Source organism: Stenotrophomonas sp. STEN063, from assembly GCF_056854515.1.
The window spans coordinates 23626-46022 of the sequence record NZ_JBXFWF010000035.1; the positions used below are offsets into that span (position 1 = coordinate 23626).

The following is a 22397-nucleotide window of genomic DNA, read 5'->3' on the forward strand; positions in this document are numbered from 1 at the left end:
CCTCGACGTGCGGTTTCCCCGAAACAGGCAGAGACGTTCGGGGGACAGGTGCTTCCCGCAGCTGGCTGCTGCTCAAACGGATGGTTGCGTGGCCGCCGCCAGCGGGTTCTGCCCAGCGCCAACTGGCACTCGGATGTTGCTTGGAGCCGGCATTAGCCGGTTGTGGCAGTGCGATGGGTCAGATCGATGAGATCTCTTTGTCCGCGCTTGGACTGCTCATGCATGGCTTGCAGCAGCTGCTCGAGCTGCGCGGCGAATTTGTGTGACTGGTAGAGGACCGAGGTGTTCAGCTGCTCGCCAAGCTTGCGGCGGATTGCTTCCCGCTTCGATGGGTTCCTGGCCAAGTCGATGGCGAGCGACACGTAGTCAGATCGACACGTGGTGGAGAGTTCCCGCATGCCCAGCGTGTGCAGCAGGCTGCCCGCCATGCGGCTGACGAAGGTTTCGCCCATGCAGGTAACCAGTGGAACACCTGCACGCAATGCATCGCTTGCCGTTGCGCCTGAGTTGTAGGGATAGGTGTCCAGGGCAATATCGGCAAGGGCAATACGGGCGCGGTGATCTGCCAGCGATTGGCGGTTGGCGAAAACAATACTTGTGGGCGCCACGCCACGCTTCTCGGCTTCCTTCAACAAGTTGCTCCGAATGACTTCAGAGGATCCAGGAGCGATCCACAGTACGCTTCGGGGCACGTTGCGCAGGATTTCACACCAGTCATCCCAGAGCTGTGGGGTGAACTTGAAGACCTGGTTGAAGCTGCAGAACACCACGGCATCGGTCGGCAGGTTCTCCGCCTCGCGCGCAGGCGGTTCCGCCAGCGGCGCCAAAGGACAGTTTGGCTGGAAGCATTCCGGCATCAGCGCCAACGCTTCACTGAACTGGCCAGCGTGCGCAGGCGGCGTGGCTACCGCATCGCTGATGATGTAGTCGGCGAGCCGCGCTTCGCCCAAGGTGCCGACATAGCCAATCCACGACGCGATGACAGGTGCTGGGCGCAGCGCGCAGATTCCAAGGCGTGCATGGGTGGTGTAACCGGTGAGGTCAATCAGGATATCGATCTGGTCATCGCGGATCAGCTGCGCAGCCTCCAGATCATCCATTCGGCTGATGACGGTGAAGTGATCGGCAGCTTCAACCAGCCTGCGTCGTTCTTCATCGTCGGCTTCCGGACCATAGGCATACAAGTGTGCCTGGAAGTGCTTGCGGTCGTGCGCGGCGATGACCTCGGTGATCAGGTGGGCGACCGGATGGTTACGAAAATCGGCGGACAGATAACCGATACGCAGGCGTCCGTCGTGCGCCTTGGCAATTGAGGGCACCAGCGGATCTGCCGCCAAGGCGGCTGTCCAACGTTTGCGGCCAAACTGGCCAGCGAGTCTGTATTGCATCGTGGCATCGAACTCTGGCCAGGCGAGCAGGTCGAGTGGTGAGAAGTCGTTGGCGTCGCCTTGCATCAGCAAGGAGAGAAAGTCGTCCATCGATGGCTGCCGGGCTTCCCAGTCAGCCAGTTTGCGGCGCAGGCTCAGAATGCGCCCGACTATTCCGATATTGCCCGGATGGAGCTCCAGCGCCTGTTGCAGGCAGGCAAGGGCTTCAACGTCCTTTCCGGTTTTTTCCAGGATGCCTGCGAGGTTCAAGCGTGGCTGGAGGTAGCCCGGCTTGCAGGCAATGGCCGAACGAAAGCTTGCCTCCGCGGCGGCTTTGTCGCCATCGATTGTGTCCTGTGCGTGGCCGAGGTTGTTGTGGGCGTTGGCATACGTCGGATCAGCCTTGATCGCCCGCCGATAGCACTCCATGGCTTCTGCTTGCCGGTCGGGCGTGAAGCTGTTCTTGAGGATGTTGCCCAGGTTGTTCCAGGCGTTGGCCTGGTTTGGATTCAACGCCAGGGAGCGACGGTAGGCCTCTTCTGCTTCAGGCACGCGGTGCATGGCGTTGAGCGTCAGTGCCAGATTGATATATGCGTCGGCATTGTCTTCTGTGGCCGCTGCCACGTTGAGATACCGCTCGGCGGCCTGGAAGTCCTTGTTGAGATAACAGATCACGCCTGCGCAGACCAATCCACCGGGATGCGCCGGCGATAGCTTCAACAGCTTCCTGCGGCAAAGCTCCAGCGCCTGGTTCAATTGGCCCTGGTGGTACAAGCCCAGTACATTTGCGTAAATTGCGTCAACGCTGTTCGCCGGGCGGTTGTTCGATCGTTGAGGACGTTTTCTGTGTGGCCGACTCATTCAGCTCTCCGCGGTGATGGGCTTTGGTCTTGCCCCAGCCACAGACATGCGAGCCCTGGAAAGCTGAACCCTCCGGACCCCCGGATCTGCCCAGCGCACGGGCTAGGTCAGGTAGCTATCCAGTCCACTATGGCGAGGAATTGGCGGAAGAGTGCTTCAACTTGTGGAATGTATCTGTAGGACAATGCCTATTCTGAAATCCTGGCTTGGCCTGTTTTTGCTCCAACAACGGGCTGATCCAGACTGCGCCCGCCAAATCAATACAGGATGCTGCCCAATACAGCACGAACTTCTATCAAACCGCCTGCGGCTTGGAGGAATCTCCTGAACTGCCGGTGGGACAAGCACGGATACCCAGCACGGATGTCACAACCGGGGAACGGCCCGCACTGGCGCCGCTCGATTACCACCGGCAATTGGTGGCACGCTTGAAGCAGCACGAACCCGATGTGTGGCGCTGGGCGGTATCGCAGAGAATGCAGCGCTGCGCGGCATAGAACCAGAACCGGTCGATGCATTTGATCTGATGGTCGCACAGCCACAGCCACAGCCACAGCCACAGCCGCGTAGAGCGTGCAGGTCAGCGTGGACGACGTGCCTCCTCTGTTGGTAGAGGCTTGTGTTACCCGCAGCCTGGTGTTCGATCAGGGCTGTTCGAACAAGTTCTGGCGCGTGTCAGTCAGTGGCAGCGAGTTGGCGGTGAACTATGGCTGCAACGGCAGCATTGGCCAGCGCTACGTGAAAGTCTTCGATAGTACCGAGCGTGCACGCTTTGAGCTGGAAAAGCTGGTGGCCGAGAAGCTGGGCAACGGTTGTCGCGATGCTTGAATCCCTGATGTGCGAGCGATGGCAGGATCACGCATTGGCGTGATGGTGGGGTTCGTGATGCCGTGGCCACGCTAGCGACGTTCACGTGATCATGGATGCCGTCGCTATGAGCCGTTTGCTCTCTGTAGCTGCGGTATCGCCGATGACATGCGGGCGATGCCATCGTCCCATCAGCTGATGGAGCACGATGATCTCGTTTGGCAGGTGCCGTCGCTGCGACGGCCAAACCTGCGCTTTCGATGCGGACTGGAGAGTTTCACCAGGGAAACCGTCGGGGGACATGTTTCCGCTTTTTTCATGCGGCAAAATGCCTTTGGCGCTGAACGCGCCAGCCCAGGGTTCAGGGTTCGGAGTTTGAGTGGTTTCCCATGTATCTATTTCGGCGGCACGCGGATAATCCCCTCGCTGGCACTGCCCCGGTCGCTTGCAACAGCGTTACCCGGTATGACTGCCGAAAGCCCTGACACAACACACGCATAGCCGAAGGACTGCCCGTTCCCGCGAGCAGTTTCTTTTGCATGGACTGGTGTTGCTTGGATGGGACTTTCACAGTGAAGAAGCAGCTCCAGCAGGAAGCAGGCGATGCGCGAGCCCGCTGTGTCCAATTCGATGATTGGAAGAGACGATGAGCCGCTGGAAGCAGGTCCGGCACGGGCATCTGTGCCCAGCTGTTTCGTGGTCTGGCACATGTTGGTTCGCTACGGCGTTCATCGATTGTAGGCAAGGGCGCGAAGTCGTGCGTATCGATGCAGGCCCGGGTGCAGGGAAGGTTCTGGAAGTCAGGTGTGCAGTCGCTGCGACGCGACTATGCGATCAATTCAATGGAGGCAACAGGTGAGCGTAGTGGGCAACGATCGGATCGCGCAGATGATTGCGATCAAGGACAATCATTCTTATGCGGCGGACAGTGCGCCGGCCATCGATACCATCGTCGATGACCACGGCGACAGGACCGGCACTATCAGCAACGGCGGCTATACCGATGATGGCCGTCCTGAGATCAAGGGCCAGGGCCGGCCAGGTGACCTGGTGCACGTGTATGACGGCAACGATCTGCTTGGCCACGCCCAGGTTGGACTCGATGGAACGTGGACATTCACTCCGATCTATCCGTTGGCCGATGGCAAACACAGTCTCAGCGTCATCCTAGAATCGGCAAGCGGCGAGATCAGCGACGAATCCGCCCCTTATGTCATCTTCGTGGACAAAGTGGCGCCCGAAAAGCCCTCGATCATCGAGGTGGTTGACGACGTTGGCCCGCAGACCGGCCCGGTAGGCAATGGCAGCGGTACCGATGACACCACCCCTACGCTGTCGGGCAAGGGCGAGGCAGGCAACATCGTCACCATCATCGACAATGGCCAGGTGATTGGTGAGGTGCAGGTTGCCGATGACGGCAACTGGACCTTCACGCCGGATGCCGAGCTTGTGGACGGCCAGCACGAATTCGAAGTGGTGATGACTGATCAGGCCGGCAACGTCTCCGAGCATTCGGAAAAGCACCTCATCGTGGTCCAGGCCAAGCTGCCTGCACAGATTGCCACTGTCACCTCGATGAGCAAGGACTGGGGTGTCAGCAGCAGTGACTGGCTTACCAATGACGGTGGCGCCGGTCGTCTGATGCAGGGTGTGCTCAGTGCACAGCTTGGTGCCGACGAACGTCTGCTGGTTTCCACCGATGGCGGCTTGAGCTGGAGCCAGGCGATGGTGGATGGTCTGAGCTGGGCGGCGCAGGATGGCAACAGCCACAGCGGCGACTGGTCAATCCAGACCAAGGTAGTGAACGATGCTGGTCGCAGTGGTGCAGTGGAATCGCGCGACGTGTTTCTCGATACCCTGGCACCAGACGCGCCTACCAAGTTGACGGCTGACGGCTCCTATCTGACAGTGGCATTCAACAAGGCTGGTGTCTCTGCCGGCGATACCGTCAGTGTTGTGCTGAACGGCCAGCGCTTCGACTACTCGTTGACCGCCAAGGATGTGGATGCGGGCAGCGTGCGAATCGCTCCTGGCTTCTCGGTTGCCAGCGGTGACGTCATGGCCGCGATCATCGACAAGGCCGGTAACAGCTCAAAGTACCGCGATATGGGTGAGCAGAAGTACATCGATTTCACCGGCGCAGGCTACGTCGATCTCAATACCGGGCAGAGCACCAGTCACAAGGGGCTGCGTATCACCTCCGAGTATGATTACAACCTGTCCAAGATCTACGGGCTGATGACCGGCCTGACCAACTACGATCCGGCGATCAACACCGGCATGAAGCTCGGCGTCACCGGTCGTACCCGCATCGACTTCACCGAAGGCCCGGTGTCCGAGGTCAAGTTCTTGGTGACCAACCTGCAGGCCGGCTATTTCGCACCGACAACGGTGAGGTTCTATTCGGCCAATGGCGCACAGGTTGGTCAGCAATCGCTGTCGGCATACTGGCCGAACACCGTGAATGCATACTTCAAGGCGCCAGCAGGCCAGGAGTTCTCGTACATGGTGGTGACTACCGGAGCCAGGATCCCGGGCAAGTGCGTCATTGGTGATTGGGATTGGATCGGCCTGGACAATTTCGAGTTCCGTGGCGGCGCAAGCGAGCTCAACGTACTCGCCAACCAGACCATCGAGAACAAGGCCGGCACCTACTACGGTGGCAACGAGGACAACGTGTTCACGCTGGCCAACGTCGCCCATATCAACGCGGCGACCAGCGGTGGCGTTGCCGGCGGCGGCGGTGCGGATACGCTCAAGCTGACCGGCGCCAAGCAGGTGCTGGACCTGGCGCTGTTGAAGGACAAGATAGATTCCATCGAGATCTTCGACATCACCGGCAGCGGCAATAACACGCTGAAGATGTCGATTGCCGATGTACTTGGCACTGGTGCACGTGATCAGTTCGTTGCCGATGGCAACGTGCAGGTGCTGGTCAAGGGCAATGCCGGCGACAACGTGGTGCTCGGTGCAATGATGAACGGCGCGGTCCAGGGCGAATGGCAGTTGCAGAGCCAGGTAGTCGTCGCTGGCGTCACCTATGACGTTTACAAACACTCGGTGTTCGCAGCGGAAGTACTGGTGCAGTCGGGTGTCGGCGTGCAGCTGGACATGTCCATCGTGATGATGGGCAAGGACAGCCACACCGCCGGCGATTACAGCACCGCCGATGGCAGCTCGGGCCGCCTTGTGCAGGGCGAGTTGGCTTCGGTCCTGCCTACCGGCGCCCGGATAGAAGTGTCCACCGATGGCGGCAAGCAGTGGGGCACCGCGCTGGTCAAGGATGGCAAGTGGTACTTCACCGATACGCAGGCGCATGCGCAGAGCTGGAACATCCAGGCCCGTGTGGTCAGTGCATCCGGCACCATCGGCCAGACCATCGAGCGCAATGTCGAGTTGACCGCCCAGCTTGGAGCGCCGTCGATTATAAGAATTGCCGAGGCCGAAGGCGTGCTGACTGCCGCCGAAGCAAGCAATGGCGTGGACATGATTGTTTCCCTGGACGGCTCGACCGCCAACGCCGGCGACATCGTGCACGTGCAGTGGGGTATCGCCACCTACGCACATGTGCTGACCGCCGCGCAGGTGACTGCCGGGCAGGTCACGGTGAAAGTGCCGGCGGCGGTGACCAGCAATGCCGTTACCACCGCGCAGGGTGTTGCCTATGACTTCGAGGTGGCGGTTAGCATCGTCGCCAATGGCGTGCAGGGCCCGAAGTCGGACGCCTACAGCGTTATTGGTGGTGGCTTTGCCGCCAAGGCGCTGAGTGACACGCTGAATGTTGCCAGCACTCTGGTGGTCGACGATGCGTATGCGGGCAAGGGCGTGACCGTGAGCGCGGTGAACGGAACCCTCAGCAAGGGTGCGGCGACCACCGCCACCCTGGCGGGCCTGACCCTCACCGGTAGCGAGGATGCCGTGCTGCATTTTGCCTTGGAGAAATCTGCCAGCAAGTTCCAGCTGACCTTGTCCGGCTTGGACAATACGGCAGGCGGTGCGGTGATCGTCATCTATGACGTGGCCGGCAACGTGCTCAAGCGCGAAACCATCACCGGTACGCTGACTTCCAAGCGTTACGTCAAGGCCTATGCCTTCACCGCGCCGGAAGGCGTGGATGTGGGTAGCTTCGACATCATTCCCGCAGGCGGGAAGATCACCGTTGGTGCTTTCAGCCAGACGCAGGTCACGCATGTGTCGGACGTTCGCGACGTGAACACCGTTGATGAGCTTGTCGACACGTATTACGGCAGTGCGGGTGATGACGTGATCACCTTGAAGTATGCCGCTGCCACCTATCTTGCCAATGCCGGTAACAAGGGCATCCATGGCGGTGATGGTATCGACGTCCTGAAGATCGCAGGTGCAGGCCAGGCCTTGAACCTCAACCTGACCACCTCCGCGGGCAAGCTCTCCGGCGTTGAAGTCATCGACCTGACCGGCACTGGCAACAACACCTTGACCCTGTCACTGAAGGACGTGCTCGCCAATGGCCAGGTGGACCTGTTCCATCAGGGCGACAAGCAGACCGTGCAGATGATGGTGAAGGGCAATGCCGGCGATGTCGTCAATATCGATGACCTGCTGGGTACGGGCGGGCCTGATCTGGGTGATTGGGCGTCGATGGGCAAGCAGTCCATCGAAGGCGTCTCGTATGTTGTGTACCAGCACTCGGGCTTGGATGCCGAGCTGCTTGTGCAGGACACGATGAAGGTCGGCTTGATCTAAGCATGCTCACGCAGCCGACTGGATTGCCGGCTGTCGGCGACTGAAACGAGAAAGCGGCACCGTGAGGTGTCGCTTTCTCTGTATCCGATTGATGTTTATCCAGGGACTATGGCTTTATCAGTGGATCAACATCAGTGGATCAACGCGCGGGTGCGACCGTCAGTGCCGAGCTGTTCACGCTCTTCACGCCCTTGATTGCACGTGCGGCGGCAATGGCGCGGTCGGCTTCCGCCTTGGTGGCGACGGCGCCGGTCAGTGTCACCACGCCGTTGACCGTTTCCACCTTTATCTCGGTGCCGGATACATCCTTGGTGGTAAGTAGATCGGCCTTCACCTTGGTGGTGATCCAGGTATCGGTGCCTGGCTGCTCGGAGGCCTGATCGTGCGTGGAGTGGGCGGCCTGGCCTGCGGCCTGCACGGTGAGGGCAGTGCCTGCGCAGCCAACAGCGATCACGCCTGCGAACAGCAGTTGCTTCATCTTGCGGGTATCCATGACGCGTCTCCGATCAGAGCAACGATGCTCCAGCTGCAGGATGCAGCAACCACGATTAAGTGGATGCCTGCATCCGGTGACGGGCAGGTGCATGAAAAGGAAAGTTCGCGTAATGCCAATCATGTGATGCAGCACGTGCTGCGCTCATGCAGATGAATGCCGGTTGGCTGCATTGCACATGATCAGGCGATCATCAGATCCCATGGCAGGTTGGAGTCACGGAACTTGAAGCGGTAGCCATCGAAGTCGATCTGCTTGGCGATGTTGCCTTGCTCATCGATCATCGTATGGAAGCAGACGTCGCTCAGCCCCATGGTCGCGACGCGGCGACCATCGCTGCTGCCCTTGGCGACGTTCCTGGATTCAGTAGCCAGCAAGGTCACCAATCGACGCTGACGGCCGGGCCCTTCAAGGAAAAATTTGATCTTGTCCAATGACATTGCTCCGGTATGTGATCCCCCCGGATCTGGCTTTCCAGCTATAGCCGGGATCGTGAACAGGCGGCAATGCGTGAATACGCAGAATCGGGTATCGCTGCGTATTGTGCGAACTGCACTGCGGCCATGACGTGCGCTGCACCGCGCTATGCCACGCGGCGTTAACAACTACCAAGGCACCACCGACAGCGCGACAACAGCGGCGATGACCGCGATGCCGATCAGGATGATGCTGCGCTGGCTGAGTCTTCTGCGCTTCATACATGCTCCCTTGCCTTGCAGGCAGTGATGCCGACTATTGCTATAGCACGGCCTTCAGCAACGCCAGCGAAACAAGCCAAGCCTCAATCCAACACCCTCACTCAACAACCGGAAGCGTGATGTAACTTGGATGCTCACTGCTGTTCCAGATGCGCTGGGTGGCCTTGCGATAGTCACCCGGCTGGGCGAAGAAGATGTTGTCCACGTAGTGCTGCGGGTTGCGGTCGTAGAGCGGGAACAGGCTGGACTGCACCTGCACCATCAAGCGATGGCCAGGCTGCAGCGTCTGGTTCACATTCGGAAGATCGAAGCTGTAGCTCAGCGGTGCATCGGGCGTGATCGCCTTCGCCTGGCTGAAGCTCTCGCGGTAGCGGCCACGGAAGATGGTGACGGCCAGCGGTAGCTGGTAGCCAGCCATCTTCGGGTTGTCGGGATACTGATCCGGATAGACATCGATCAGCTTGACCACCCAGTCGCTGTCGCTACCGCTTGTGGAAGCACTCAGTTGTACCTGCGGAATACCGGCCAGCTTCATCAGCTTGTCCAGCACTGGTCCGGTATAGGTGAGCACGTCGGTACGCCCGTCGACGAAGCGTTGATCGCGCACCAGCCACGTGGTCCAGACATCGCGGTCACCCATGTTGACCGGACGCGGCACGAAGGGCACCGGTTTGGCGGGGTCGGAAATGTACTCGGCGTATTGCGTGCCGGTGGTGCTGCTGCTGAAGCCCAGCTGTGCGTCGGCATTGAGGTAGAGCTTGTGTGCCGTGGTCGGACAGCCCTGAGCGCAGCTTTGCGGCCAGTTGTTGTAGCTGTCCCAACGGTTGTTGCCGGCGTTGTACACCCACACCGGCGGCGTGTCGGCGACCGGCGCGCCGTCCTTTAGGTATTGATCGAAGAACGGCTTGAGCACATCGCGCCGCCACTGCAATGCGGTATCCCCGTTGAAATCCAATGCGCCGAGCGAGCTGCCGTTGTAGTTGGCGCCGCTGTGTCGCCATGGCCCGATTACCAGGAAGTTGCGCTTGTTGTCGTGGTCCTTGGGTTCCAGTGCGGCCCAGGCGGTGTGCGCGCCGTAGATGTCTTCCTGGTCCCACAGGCCTTGTTCCCACATGGTGGGAACGGTGATCGCCGGTAGCTTGGCCAATAGTTTGTCCAGCGCCTGCTGCTGCCAGAACGCGTCGTAGGCGGGGTGCTCGCTGACCTTGTGCCAGGCCGGGATCTGCTCCAATCCCAGCGTCTTGGCGAAGGCGCCCACCGAGCCTGCCTGCAGGAAGCTGCTGTAGTCGTCGCCGCTTGGCATGGCGACTCTCGCGCCGGCGCCGCGTGCGGTCATCTGCCCGCTGAAGTAGCCCAGGTTAACCTGCCGATAGGCGCCGTGCTGGAACCAGTCATCGCCCATCCAGCCGTCGATCATCGGACTCTCCGGCGCAGCCACTTTCAATGCGGGATGCGGATCGAGCAGCGCCATCACCACGGTGAAGCCTTCGTAGGAGGAGCCGAGCATGCCGACCTTGCCATTGGACTCGGGCAGATGCTTCACCAGCCAATCGATGCTGTCCCAGGCATCGGTACTGTGGTCGATCTTGCTTGGGTTGAGCGGACCGCGTGGCGGCCGCGTCATCACGTAGTCGCCTTCCGAGCCGTACTTGCCGCGCACATCCTGGAACACGCGGATGTAGCCATCCTCGGCGAACACGGTGTCGCCCTGGGCGAGGGCATCGACCAGGCGCGTTGCGCCGGGTGTGCGATCAACCCGGCCAGCCGCGTTGTAGGGCGTGCGGGTGAACAGGATGGGCGCGTTGTGCACGCCCTTGGGAATCATGATCACGGTATAGAGCTTGACCCCATCGCGCATCGGGATCATCACCTCGCGCTTTTCGAAGTCACGCGCTGGCTGCGGGGCGACGAATTTCCTGCCGGTGATGTCCGGCGTCATCGGCGTGACCTGCGCGGCTGCCGTCGCAGCTGTTGCAAGCGTGGTGATGGCGGCGATGGCGACGGCGAGAGTCTGGATCCGCATTGCTCTACCTCAGGCGCTGGGGGCAAGCGCTGACGCTATGCCTGTGTAGTGGTGCTTACACATGGCAAAGGTCATGGGGAGCGTTGAAGCGACAGCGGGAGCAAAGCTGCGGCAAGGCAGGAGCAGGGCAAGAGCTAACCCCTCCCCAACCCTCCCCTGCGCTATGCGCAAGGGAGGGGGCTGTTGGCTGCGCTCTGCCAGATCAACGCGGCGCCGCGTCTACCCCCTCCCTTGCGCATAGCGCAGGGGAGGGTTGGGGAGGGGGGCTTTTGAGCTGTTGCTGTTGCCTTCACCAACAAACAACCCATCACCCAGCAAGCAACTCCACATGCTCCCCAGCCGGCCCACGCAGGCTGCGGCGCTCACCGGCATCCATCACCACCCAGCCGGCTTCAGCCAGCACAGCGGCATCCACCGCCGGCAAGCGCAGACCAAGGCTGTACTGGCCCGCCTGCCGCAGCTTGGCCGAAGCAGGCAGATCCACCTGGTCTATCTCCACCATGCACTGGCCTGGCATCGGCACCACGGCCACCGGATAACGCCCTTCCAGCGCCCGCCCATAGGCACGATTGAGCACGGTGATCCTGGTATCAAATGCCCAGCCCTTGGCGCCCAGCAATGCAGACCAGGCGCGTTGCGAGGCCTCGCGGTCCGGCGTCGTCATCACTCCGATGAAGGTGCTGGCAACTGCAGCGTCCGTCATCGGCAGATCAAACGGCGGCACCGCTGCCTTGATCTGGGTGAGGTAAAGCAGTTCGCCACACGGACCCAGCACCTGTGCCGCTCGGATTGCATCACTGAGCTCCAGATTGGCAGCTGCTCCCACTACCTTGAAGGGCGCGTGCAGGCCGGCTGCCAATACATCGATGTCGCCGACCAGCACTTCCAGTGACAACCAGCCGTGCCGGAACATCGGCTCAGCCACGATGGCATGTGGATCTTCGATCACCCGCAGCACTGCTTCGCCAGCACTGTTGGCCAACCAAGCAGACGCTGCGCCGGTCAGGTCCGGCAGCTGCAGCACCGCCGCGTCCTCTACGCTGAGCATTGCACGTTGCTGCACCTGCATCGCTAGTTGCACGACGTAGGCATCACAGACCTGTTGCAGGTCCGGGGCGATCAAGGTGGCATGGACGATGCCTTGTTTCATTGGCGGCGCTCCGCAGCGAGCTTGTGTTGCAGCCATGGCATCAGGCCACCACCGGCAACAATTTCCATCAGTTCAGGCGGGATCTTCTCACAGCTGAATTCAACGCCCGTGCTGTGATTGATGATGCGCCCCTCAAGCGGACGCACCTCCAGCTCGTCGCCGCGTGATGCTTCCAACGTTGTACAAACCAACGCGGGCACGCCGAGATTCAACGCATTGCGATAGAAAATGCGTGCGAACGATTTGGCGATGATCGCGCCTACACCAAGTTCGGCCAGCGCCTGCACCGCCTGCTCGCGCGAGGAACCGATGCCGAAGGAGTCGCCGCCGACCACGATGTCGCCACGGCGCACCTCGCTGGCGAACGCCGGATCCACCGCTTCCAGGCAGTGGCTGGCGAGCACGCTCATCGGTTCGCGCATATAGGGGCCGGGCGCTAGCACATCGGTATCGATGCGGTCGCCAAACACGAAGGCCTTGCCACGGACGTTCAAACGTTCTCTCCCAGCAGCTCTCGCGGATCGCAGATTTCGCCCTTCACCGCAGCGGCAGCGACGCTGTATGGCGAGCCCAGGTAGACCTGTGCCTCGGCCGAGCCCATGCGGCCCTTGAAGTTGCGCGCGGTGGTGGACATGCAGATTTCACCGCTGCTGAGCATGCCGGCACCCATGCCGGCACAGGCGCCGCAGCCGGACGGCAGCAGGATCGCACCGGCTTCGGTCAGCGTCGCCAAGGTGCCCTCGGCTGCCGCCTGTGCCGTCATCGCCACCGAGGCCGGCGCGATCAGCAAGCGCGTTCCCTTGGCGACCTTGCGGCCCTTCAGTACTTCGGCAGCCATGCGCAGGTCGGTGAGTTTGGCGCCGGTGCAGGCGCCAATGTATGCCTGGTCAATATGCACTTTGCCGTGTTCGCCGACCGGGCGGCTGTTTGCCGGGCTGTGCGGTGCGGCCACATGTGGCGCGATCTGCGCGGCGTCGTAACGGTGTTGGTGCAGGTAGTTGGCGCCAACGTCGCTACGCCACTGCGCCAGCTCACCATGGAAGGGCTTGCCGGCCTGATCGAGTGCGGCAAGCGTGGTCGCGTCGGGTTCGACGATGCCGGTTTCCGCTCCGAGTTCGGCGGCCATGTTGCACAGGGTCAGGCGCTCGTGCATCGGCATCGCCTGCACGGCGCTGCCACCGTACTCGAATACCTGGCCTTCGTTGCCCATGCCGTGTTGGCCACACAGCATCAGCATCACGTCCTTGGCGCTGACGCCGGCGCCGAGCAGGCCGTCGAGCTGCACGCGCGTGGTCTGCGGCACGCGCAGCCATACTTCGCCCGTCACCAGGGCGCCGGTGATGTCGGTGGCGCCCATGCCGACCATGAAGGCGCCGAACGCGCCGCCACTGGGCGAGTGCGAATCACCGCCGACGCAGAACATGCCCGGCTGCACGTGGCCGTGTTCCTGCAGCACCACATGGCAGATGCCGAGCATGTCGTAATGGGTGACGCCCTGCGCCTGCGCCCACTTGCGGGTCAGGGCGAGGATGTCGGCGCTTTCCATGTCCACGGCGGGTACGAAGTGATCGGAGACCACCACCACCTTGTCCGGGTCCCACACCTTGGCGCCGAGCTTTTCCAGCCGTGAGGCGACCCGGCGCGGCCCGCCGGAGTCATGCATCATCAGCAGGTCGAGCCTGGCGGTGAGGATCTCACCAGCACGCACCGCCTCGCGTCCGCAGGCGCGGGCGAGGATTTTCTCGGCAAGCGTTGCCGCCGCATTCGTACTGAGGGTCGCACTCAAGCGCGCGTCTCCGGGGTGTTGGTTTCGTAGTCCATGCGCATCTGGTAGCGCAGCTGGTCCGGGCGGTACTGGATTTCCAGTACGTCCTGCAGCTGCTGGTTGGCATCGAAGGAGTGCCGGTCCAGCGTCATCACCGCCTGCCCGGTCGACATCTGCAGGTGCATCGCCGCCAATGCGTCGACGCGGGTGGCGGAAACGGTCTGCTGCACTTTCATCACCTCGATGCCACAGCGGCGGAACAGCTCGATGCGCGAGCCATAGGCAAGGTTCTCGGCGTTGAACTCAGGGTGTGCGGTGCGGGTCCAGCTGGCGTAGTAGCCGAACGGATGGCCGTGGCGGCTGCGCACGCGCACGCAGCGCACCAACGTCTGCGCGGGTCCAGTGCCGAACAGGTCGCGGACCGGCTGCGGTGGCAGCAGGCGTTCCCAGCCGAGCAGGCGGACCTGGGTATTGCCGGCCAGCGTATCCAAGCTGTGCAGCAGTTCGCCCAAGGGTGTCTTCAATGGCATCGGGATGGTCGAGCTGCGCGCGCCGCCGCCAACCACGCGGGTACCACGGCCACGCTGGCGCACCAGCAGTCCGTCGCTGGCCAGCAACTGCAGCGCCTGGCGCACGGTGACGCGCGAGATGCGCAGGCGCCGGGCCAGTTCCTCTTCGCGAGGCAGTTGCTCGCCGTCGCCAATCTCGCCGCGCTCGATCAAACCGCGCAGGAAGCCCTGCAACTGGTGGTAGAGCGGCGCATGCACGTCGCGGCGGAGGATGCCTTCCAGGGATTGTGTGGTGAACGGGTCCATGGCGTGGGTCCGGCGGGTTCGCGATAATCTTAATGATATATCTATATAACTATATTTGAGGCCGACTGCAATCGGCTCCCGGGGCTATATCCGACGTCCGGTCTGTGCCATTCTTTGTCCGGACATTAGTCCAGTGCCATGCGTTCCCCGTTCACCCTTTCGCAGCAGGTGTACCGATGAAACGTTTCTACCCGTGGCTGATCTGCATCGTGGCCATGCTGATGTTGGCGATCTCCAATGGCATGACCATGACCGGCATCACCGCCTTCGATCCGTCGCTGCTGGACGAATTCGGCTGGAGCCGTGGCCAGCTCAAGTTCCGCGACATGTTCAACCTGTTGCTGGCAGCGCTGATGTCACCCTTTGTCGGCGCCTTGATCGACCGCGTCGGTGTACGCAGCCTGGCCTTGTTTGGCAGCCTGCTGCTGGCAGTGCTGTACGCCGCCTACTCACAGGTGCACTCCATCACCCACGTGTACCTGATCCATGTCGGCTTTGCCGCGGTAGTGGTCAGCAGTGGCCTGTGCGTGGCGGTGATCATGGTGTCGCAGTGGTTCCAGACACGACGCGGCACGGCGTTGGGCATTGCGCTGGTGGGGAGCAGCCTGGGTGGCATGCTGGTGCCCAAGATCATCATCGCCTTGCTGCCCGAGCATGGTTGGCGCGGCAGCTTCCTGCTGATGGCAGTGATACCCGTGGCTCTGTTCGTGCTCTGCCTGGCGTTGGTCCGCTTGCCGGGCAGCAACGGCCTGCGTCCCTGGGGAGATGGCCAGGCAAGCGACAACAGTACGCCGGGCCGTGCCAGCAGCTTGCCGGACCTGGGGTACCGGCAGGCGCTGCGCACCCGCACGTTCTGGGCATTGGCCGTCGTGGCGGTGACCACGTTCTGGGGAATCATGTCGCTGTCCTCGCACCTGATCCTCAACATGAAGGACCTGGGCTTCAGCGGCGAGCAGGCAGGAGATGGCATGTTCCTGCTGTTCGGCCTGGGCATGGTCGGCAAGTTCCTGTTTGGTTTCCTCGCCGACGTGACGACCTCGAAGAAAGTATTCGTCTGCAACGTTGCGCTGATGGCGCTGGGCTCGATGATCATTGCCCTGCAGCAGCGTGAACTGTTGTGGAGTGGGCTGATCGTGATGGGCCTGGGCTGGGGTGGCCTGTACGCGATCCTGCAGCTGCAGATCGTCGAGGCATTCGGGCTCAGCGCCGCCGGCAAGATCCTCGGCACGATCTCGTTGATGGATGCTACGTCTGCCGGGCTGGGCATCTGGCTGACCGCGGTGATGTTCGATCACTTCGGCAACTACCACGTTGCGTTCACGCTGATCGCGGTGCTGGTGGCGATTGGTCTGTTGGCCTCGTTCTTCGTGCGCGATGAGCGGAGGCTGGCGTTTTCTGGAGCAGCGGGCGAGGGTGCAAATGCGGATTCTCCCTTGGTGCGTGGAGTAGCTTGAGGGCTGAGCCATAACCGAAGGTGCTGGTATCTGTTGTGGGAGCGGCGTAAGCCGCGAAGCTGATGTTGCTGGAGCACTCTGCATACCTGCCGTCTGAACATGTGCTTGCTTCGCGGCTTACGCCGCTCCCACAGAAGCAAGGCTGTGCGACGTCGTCAAAGCAAAGGCCCGCGCAAGCGGGCCTTTGTTGTTCACAGCATGCATTGCAACTCAGAACGGCTTGAGCTTGCCCAGCGCCATGATCACCAGAATGATCAACCAGATGCACAGCACCGGAATCTTCACTCTCGACACCAGCTGCATGAGTGACTGCTGCTCGGCATCGCTTGCGGTCCCGGTCGCCACCTTGCCAAACAGCGGGCCAAACGGACGCAGCTGGATGCGCACCAGCAGGCCCATGCTGATGATGCCGGCGAACAGGATGAGCTTGGCCCCCAACCAGCGGCTCTGCGCGATATAGCCACCGTCGCTGAGCGCATCGATGCCGGCCACAACACAGCCGACCAGCACCAGCAGGCGCAGGTAGAAATCCACGCGCGCGATGCGCAGGCCGCTGGCCGAATGCTCCTTGATGAAGGCCGCCCAGGCCAGGCCCAGCCATGCCAGCGTGCCCACCCACACCAACCACAAGCAGCCATCCAGGGGCAGCAGCCCGGCCTTGGTGGCAATGGTCAGGCCGGTGCCCAGGGCCATGATCAGGCAGGTACGCGGGATCATGTCCAGCAGCATCATCGCCTTTGCCGAGAACAGCCGCACCGGCAGCGGCTGCGCCGGATCGGCAATCTTGCCGGCGATGAAGAACACACCCAGGTCGCCGCCCAGCCAATAGCCGCCGATCAGAAGGTGCAGCAGCAACAGCAGTTGATAGTCCATCGTGGTCTCCAGAAGACATCACTCCCGGTTGGGAGCATTGTTATCCGCAAAAAACATCGCTCCCGGTCGGGAGCGATGGGCGCAGCAGGCAGTGAAGGCTTACCAGAAGCGGTACTTGAACTCGACCCCGTAGGTGCGCGGCACGTTCGGGTAGATCACGCCGATGCCCAGCCCGGCGATATCGAAGCCACCGGTGGAATAGAACTTGTCGCCGAGGTTCTTGCCCCATGCCGCCACCGACCAGTTGGCATCGCGTGGCTCATAGGAGATGCGTGCGTTGTACTCGGTGTTGGCGCGGGTCATGATCAGCCGCGAGGTGTCCTGGTTCTGGTAGTACTCATCGGTGTGCCGCGCCTGCGCGCTGAACACCAGGTCGGCATTGCCAACCGGCTGCACATAGGTGCCGGCCAGGGTCCACTGCATGTCCGGCGAGCTCTTCATCGAGCGGCCCTTGAAGTAGGCGGCATTGACCGCCGCATAGTCCTTGTACTCGCCGTCGATGGTGCCGATGCTGGCATCCACGCGCAGCTTGCTGGTCAGCTGCGCCTGCGCTTCGACTTCGATGCCCTGGATCAGCGCGCCGGTGGCGTTGGTCATCACGAACACGCCGTCCGAGTTGACCGCAGTCAACTGGATGCCATCGTAATCCAGCCGGTAGTAATCGGCGTTCAAACGCAGGCGGTTGTCCCACAGCGTGGATTTCACGCCAACTTCGTAAGCACGCAGCGTCTCCGCGTCGACGGGTGTCACCGTGGCATAGGTGGTGCCGCGGCCGTTGAAGCCGCCACTCTTGAAGCCGGTGGTGACGCTGGCATAGCCCATCACGTTGTCGCTGAAGTCATAGGACAGCAGCACTTTCCAGTCGGGCCGGTTCCAGCTCTTCTCCAGCGCCTTGCTGTAGTTGGGGTCGCCGTTGGCCTTCACCGAGCGCACCGAAAAGTCCTTGTTCTCGTAGCTGTAGCGCCCGCCAAGGGTCAAGGTCAGCTTGTCGTTGAACTTGTAGTCGCCCTGCGCATACAGCGCATAGGCCGAGGTGTCCTGCTCGACGAAGTTGGTACCGCCACGGGTGAAGATGTCGTTGCGGGTCGGCTGGTTGTTGTGTTCCCAGAACGCGAACACACCGGCAACCCAGCTGAACGGACCGTCCAGCTGCGAGGTGAACTGCGCTTCATAGCCTTTCTGGTTCTGTTTCTGGTCCTGTTCCAGGTGGTAGCGCATCTGGCTGGTGCCATCGACGTCCATGTAGAAATGGTGCTCGAGGGTGCGGTAGTGGGCGATGCTGCGCCAGGAGAATGCGCCGAAGTCGGTTTCGTTGGTCAGCGCAATGCCGAACTGATCCAGATCGTTCAGGCCGCGCGTGTCAGTTTCGGTCTTGTAGTAACTGCCCAGCTTCGGCGAGACCGTGTCGGTCGTGGTGTCCAGCGCAACCGGCGTGCCCCAGGCCGGGGTGGAACGCTCGCGCAGACGATCGATGCTCAGCGTCGCATAGGACGACTCGCCCCAGGTGCTGGCGAAGGCCAGGCGCCCGGCCAGCACGTCCTGGTCATTGACCCAGCGGTTGTTGGTGATGTCATGCATGATGCCGTCGCGATTGCGGCTCAATACCGCCGCCGAGACGTCGAGCGTCTCGCCGATGCGGGTGGTGAACATCGCGCGGCCATCGAACCGGCCAAAGTTGCCGATGCTGCCATCGAAGCTCAGCTTTTCCTCACCGGTCGGCTTCTTCGAGATGTAGCGGATGGCGCCGCCGGTGGCGTTGCGGCCGTACAGCGTGCCCTGCGGGCCGCGCAGCACTTCGATGCGGTCCACGTCGTAGAGGTCGAACATCGCGCCGTTCTGGCGGGCGATGTAGACGTCGTCTATGTACAGTGCCACCGCCGGATCGTTGGTGAACATCGACTCATCGGCGCCGACACCGCGCATGATGATCTTGGCGCCGGAGCTGGTGCCGGTGTTCTGTTCGATGATGATGTTGGGCGTGGTGAACTTGATGTCGTCCACGCGCTTGATCTGCATGCGATCCAGCGCCGGGCCACTGATCACGCTCATGCTGAGCGGGGTCTTCTGGATCTGTTCTTCGCGACGCTGGGCGGTCACGCTGACCTGGTCGAGCTGCACAGCATCCTTGTCGGACGACTGGGCGTAGGCATCGCCGCTGCCGATGGCCGTCATGATCGCAACTGTTAACGCACTCCGGTACAGAACATCTTTCATGACTCGCCTCGTAGCGTGATGAAGGAAAAGCTCGGTCGGGTGGGGGAAAGCAAGGACATATAGATATATCAATGCTTCCTAAGGAGTATTCCGCCATTTGTCCGGACAATCAACAGGACTATTGCAGGTTTTTTACGCCCGCTGCCGAACGCTGGAAATGACAACAACCTGTTGAAATAAATTACTTTTATGAAAATGAATGGGAAGGGTTATTTGTCCTATAGGTGTGGTCGATAGGTCATTTCCAGTGTGTGCTGCAAATGCAGCACACACTGCAAACCGGCGCTTTGGCAGGCCGCTCAGTACGCAGGCTTGATTGATTTATTGATATAACAATAGTCATATCGACCACCGTGATTACGCCCATGCAGACCGCAACGTCCGTCCGTCGCCAGTTCATCCGCATCGGTGATCGCACCGTGCATTACCGATATGCAGGGCAGGGGCCGGTGCTGCTGTTGCTGCATCAGTCGCCACAGAACTCGCGCATGTGGTTGCAGATGATCGGGCGCTTCTCCGATCGCTATACGGTGATCGCACCGGATACTCCGGGCTTTGGCTATTCCGATGCATTGGCGGATGCTTCACCGGGCATCGATCGTTTTGCCGAAGCCACCCTGGAGTTTGCCGATGCGCTGGGTATCGAGCGCTTTGCTCTGTTCGGGATGCACACCGGCGGTTTGATCGGCATGCATCTGGCGTGGATGGCGCCACAGCGCCTGCATTGCCTGATCATCGATGGCTACGCGTTGTTCAACGATGCCGAGCGCGCACGCTATAGCGACAAATACCTCCCGGTATTCCTGCCGACATGGGATGGCGCGCACCTGCGCTGGCTGTGGTCGCGCATGCGTGAGCAGCTGTACTTCTTCCCATGGTGCGATCCATCCGCCGAATGCGCGATTGCACTGCAGCCGTATAGCGCGCAGGGCACGCACGAGGCGGCGATGGACATCCTCGATGTCGGCGACAACTACCGCAGCGGCTATGGCGCCGCGTTCCGCTACAGCGAGCGCCAACGCGTTGGCGAGCTGCGTTGCCCGGCCTGGCTGGTCTATCGGCACGATGATGTGCTGCTGAGCCATCGGCAGCGCCTGCCCGCATTGCCGGACAACGTGATCAGCGTGGAAGAGCCCGCCGGTGTGGAGGGCCTGCATGGGCGCATGGACACGATCCTGCAGCAATACGCCGTGCCGCCCGCCGTGCCCGTGGAACTGGCCGCACGTGAGCTGCAGGGCTGGACACGGCGTGTCATCGACACCGCGCTTGGCGAGGTGGCGGTGCGGCTGCGACGCGGTACTGCAGATGCCGTGCTGCATATCCATGCGCCGGGACAGGCACCGTTGCCGGTGTCAGCGTTGCCGGAGGATGCACGTACCCAGATCGCCATCGAGCTGCCTGGCCACGCGGGCTCAGCCGAGATCAGCGCACCGTTGAGCGCGGAGACCATGCAGACGGCGTTGCGTGCGGTAATTGCCGATCTGGCGCCGGATCAGGCCGTTGCATTGCATGCACAGGAAGGCGCGGCAGCGTATGTGCCCGCGCTGGCCGAATGGTTGGGCACGCGCCTGAGTGAGGTGGTGCTGCACAAGCCGTGGCTGCTGCGGGCTGGCGAGTGCGAGCGCCTGCTCGCACAGTTGCCGGATCCTGCCGTTCACACCGCCGGCGGTCATATGGCCGAAGTCTGGCAGTGGGAGCGTGAGCGCCACCTGCTGTGGCCGTGGCTGGCGCCCAGCGCCGCCGCGCGCAGGTTGGTAGCGGGCCCGGAGACCGCACAGGTGCACGCCAATGTGGTCGAGCTGTTGCGGCTTGGTTCGCAGTTGCCGGTGCTGTTTGCCGGCGTTGCGGTGGCGGACATCGAGCGCGAACTACTGGCCTTGCAGGTGGCGATGACGCTGCATGCCGATCCCCAGGACGACTATCAGGGGCGCACCGCCGCGCTGACGGCACAGCTGGCAGCACGTTGAGCCGATACAGCGCAGCCGCTTCAGGGCGGCTGCGCTGTGCACGCATCAGGCCGGTTGCAGCAGCTCCAGCTGTTCACCATCCGGGCCGAGCAAAGTGGCGATGGCGCAATGCCCGAAGCCGGGCACATCGAGGACGTCACGTGCGATCAACTGCGCGCCCAGTTGCTGCAGCCGCTCCACATCGGCGTCCAGCGCATCACTGAGCAGTGTGGCCGAGAGGATGCCGATATTCGGCGGCACCGCGACATCGCGCAGCGGTGCATCGGGCAGGTGCTGCATGTCGAGATAGGCGAACATCTCCACACGGCCGGGCACGATGTGACCGTCCTTGATCAGGTTGACGTTGTGGATGCGCACCGGCCGGTCCGTGCCCAGCAGTGTCTGCAGCTCGGGGAAGTCGAGCACGCGGTCGAACAACACCTCAAAACCAAGCGCCTTGTAGAAGGCCACCGAACGCGCTACATCGCGGGTGGCCAGAGCAATGGTCTGCACCACGCTGACATCGGTATCCAGTGGACCACGCAGCTCGCCGCCGCGTTCGTAGGAGAACACGTCCAGGCGGATGCCATCGGGGTCATCATTGATTGAATCGCGTACCGCGACCTGCTCGCTGACTTCCCAATAGCTGGGCTCATGCGCGCTGCTGCCGCCGGCAGCCGTGATTGCCTGCATCGTTGCCAGCGCATCCGCGCAGCGGAAGTTGAGTGCGTAGTAGCCGCTGCCGTTGTAGAGGTTGTCGGCGTTCCACAGCCGCTGCCCGGGTGCGTCGAAGGCGACCAGTCGGATCCTCCCCAATCCCGAGTCGTCGGGCGCGATGACGGCGTACTCGCCGCGCAGCGTGGCATCGAAACGCCATAGCGGCGCCAGTCCGGCGTGCAGCGCCCCGCGTGCCTGTACACGGTAACCAAGTGCGTTCTCATAGAAGGCGCAGGCTCGCTGCAGGTCGCTTACGCCAAGGGTGACTGCCTTCACTTCGGACAACATGCCGGACTCCTGGATCAGGAACGTGGAAAGGTCATACCTGTTCCGATCCTGCTATATGTCCGGACAAATTGTCCAGTGAAGCTGGTCTGGTTGGGGCCAGGTGTAGTGGGGGGGGGGCGGGAGGCCGGGGGGCGAGCGCGGGCGCGGGCACCCGGCCCGGCGAGGGGCGCCCCAGGGAGACACGCAGCCGAAGCCACCCGC

15 protein-coding genes are annotated in these 22397 nt (G+C 61.9%); 4 read left to right on the top strand and 11 right to left on the bottom strand.

Features of this window, described 5'->3' with window-relative positions; translation table 11 throughout:
• Positions 1-152: 152 nt before the first annotated feature.
• Positions 153-2228, bottom strand: coding sequence for an O-linked N-acetylglucosamine transferase, SPINDLY family protein (locus AC1VWL_RS11075; RefSeq protein WP_482986713.1), 2076 nt, complete (start codon positions 2226-2228; stop codon positions 153-155).
• 585 nt (positions 2229-2813) lie between these two features.
• Between AC1VWL_RS11075 and AC1VWL_RS11080 the strand changes: the two genes are divergently transcribed.
• Positions 2814-3056, top strand: a complete 243-nt coding sequence (locus AC1VWL_RS11080) for a WGR domain-containing protein (protein WP_481533907.1) — start codon at positions 2814-2816, stop codon at positions 3054-3056.
• Between the two features lie 834 nt (positions 3057-3890).
• Positions 3891-7760: an Ig-like domain-containing protein gene (locus AC1VWL_RS11085; RefSeq protein ID WP_482986714.1), complete on the top strand. Its 3870-nt coding sequence runs from the start codon at positions 3891-3893 to the stop codon at positions 7758-7760.
• A gap of 139 nt (positions 7761-7899) precedes the next feature.
• Here the strand turns inward: AC1VWL_RS11085 and AC1VWL_RS11090 are convergent, their stop codons facing one another.
• From AC1VWL_RS11090 to AC1VWL_RS11120, 7 genes are all read right to left on the bottom strand, one after another.
• On the bottom strand, positions 7900-8253 hold the full coding sequence (locus AC1VWL_RS11090) for a BON domain-containing protein (protein WP_481533905.1): 354 nt from the start codon (positions 8251-8253) through the stop codon (positions 7900-7902).
• Between the two features lie 182 nt (positions 8254-8435).
• On the bottom strand, positions 8436-8687 hold the full coding sequence (locus AC1VWL_RS11095; protein WP_303747999.1) for a hypothetical protein: 252 nt from the start codon (positions 8685-8687) through the stop codon (positions 8436-8438).
• Between the two features lie 361 nt (positions 8688-9048).
• Positions 9049-10968, bottom strand: coding sequence for a CocE/NonD family hydrolase (locus AC1VWL_RS11100; RefSeq protein WP_482986722.1), 1920 nt, complete (start codon positions 10966-10968; stop codon positions 9049-9051).
• Between the two features lie 313 nt (positions 10969-11281).
• Complete coding sequence (locus AC1VWL_RS11105; RefSeq protein ID WP_482986715.1) at positions 11282-12124, bottom strand: hypothetical protein; 843 nt, start codon at positions 12122-12124, stop codon at positions 11282-11284.
• Complete coding sequence (locus AC1VWL_RS11110; protein ID WP_482986716.1) at positions 12121-12618, bottom strand: LeuD/DmdB family oxidoreductase small subunit; 498 nt, start codon at positions 12616-12618, stop codon at positions 12121-12123. The genes AC1VWL_RS11105 and AC1VWL_RS11110 overlap by 4 nt, the downstream gene beginning before the upstream one ends.
• Positions 12615-13910: a 3-isopropylmalate dehydratase large subunit gene (locus AC1VWL_RS11115; protein WP_482986717.1), complete on the bottom strand. Its 1296-nt coding sequence runs from the start codon at positions 13908-13910 to the stop codon at positions 12615-12617. Before AC1VWL_RS11115 ends, AC1VWL_RS11110 begins: the two co-directional genes overlap by 4 nt.
• Positions 13907-14704: a GntR family transcriptional regulator gene (locus AC1VWL_RS11120; RefSeq protein ID WP_482986718.1), complete on the bottom strand. Its 798-nt coding sequence runs from the start codon at positions 14702-14704 to the stop codon at positions 13907-13909. Before AC1VWL_RS11120 ends, AC1VWL_RS11115 begins: the two co-directional genes overlap by 4 nt.
• A 176-nt stretch (positions 14705-14880) precedes the next feature.
• Here AC1VWL_RS11120 and AC1VWL_RS11125 point away from each other — a divergent pair, with 176 nt between their 5' ends.
• A complete protein-coding gene (locus AC1VWL_RS11125; RefSeq protein WP_482986719.1) occupies positions 14881-16158 on the top strand; it encodes an MFS transporter in 1278 nt (425 codons plus the stop codon).
• Positions 16159-16368: 210 nt separating this feature from the next.
• Here the strand turns inward: AC1VWL_RS11125 and AC1VWL_RS11130 are convergent, their stop codons facing one another.
• Together AC1VWL_RS11130 and AC1VWL_RS11135 are read right to left on the bottom strand one after the other, a co-directional pair.
• Positions 16369-17031, bottom strand: a complete 663-nt coding sequence (locus AC1VWL_RS11130) for a hypothetical protein (RefSeq protein ID WP_482986720.1) — start codon at positions 17029-17031, stop codon at positions 16369-16371.
• A gap of 99 nt (positions 17032-17130) precedes the next feature.
• Positions 17131-19245, bottom strand: coding sequence for a TonB-dependent receptor (locus tag AC1VWL_RS11135; protein ID WP_482986721.1), 2115 nt, complete (start codon positions 19243-19245; stop codon positions 17131-17133).
• Positions 19246-19610: 365 nt separating this feature from the next.
• Between AC1VWL_RS11135 and AC1VWL_RS11140 the strand changes: the two genes are divergently transcribed.
• Positions 19611-21212, top strand: coding sequence for an alpha/beta fold hydrolase (locus AC1VWL_RS11140; RefSeq protein ID WP_481533896.1), 1602 nt, complete (start codon positions 19611-19613; stop codon positions 21210-21212).
• 45 nt (positions 21213-21257) lie between these two features.
• Here AC1VWL_RS11140 and AC1VWL_RS11145 read toward each other — a convergent pair whose 3' ends face one another.
• Positions 21258-22196, bottom strand: a complete 939-nt coding sequence (locus tag AC1VWL_RS11145) for a VOC family protein (protein ID WP_481533895.1) — start codon at positions 22194-22196, stop codon at positions 21258-21260.
• Between the last annotated feature and the right edge of the window lie 201 nt (positions 22197-22397).

Excerpts from the sequence above, each read along its gene's own strand:
- AC1VWL_RS11075 (WP_482986713.1), bottom strand. The coding sequence starts at position 2,228 with ATGAGTCGGCCACACAGAAAACGTCCTCAACGATCGAACAACCGCCCG.
- AC1VWL_RS11090 (WP_481533905.1), bottom strand. The coding sequence starts at position 8,253 with ATGGATACCCGCAAGATGAAGCAACTGCTGTTCGCAGGCGTGATCGCT.
- AC1VWL_RS11105 (WP_482986715.1), bottom strand. The coding sequence starts at position 12,124 with ATGAAACAAGGCATCGTCCATGCCACCTTGATCGCCCCGGACCTGCAA.
- AC1VWL_RS11120 (WP_482986718.1), bottom strand. The coding sequence starts at position 14,704 with ATGGACCCGTTCACCACACAATCCCTGGAAGGCATCCTCCGCCGCGAC.
- AC1VWL_RS11125 (WP_482986719.1), top strand. The coding sequence starts at position 14,881 with ATGAAACGTTTCTACCCGTGGCTGATCTGCATCGTGGCCATGCTGATG.
- AC1VWL_RS11130 (WP_482986720.1), bottom strand. The coding sequence starts at position 17,031 with ATGGACTATCAACTGCTGTTGCTGCTGCACCTTCTGATCGGCGGCTAT.
- AC1VWL_RS11135 (WP_482986721.1), bottom strand. The coding sequence starts at position 19,245 with ATGAAAGATGTTCTGTACCGGAGTGCGTTAACAGTTGCGATCATGACG.
- AC1VWL_RS11140 (WP_481533896.1), top strand. The coding sequence starts at position 19,611 with ATGCAGACCGCAACGTCCGTCCGTCGCCAGTTCATCCGCATCGGTGAT.
- AC1VWL_RS11145 (WP_481533895.1), bottom strand. The coding sequence starts at position 22,196 with ATGTTGTCCGAAGTGAAGGCAGTCACCCTTGGCGTAAGCGACCTGCAG.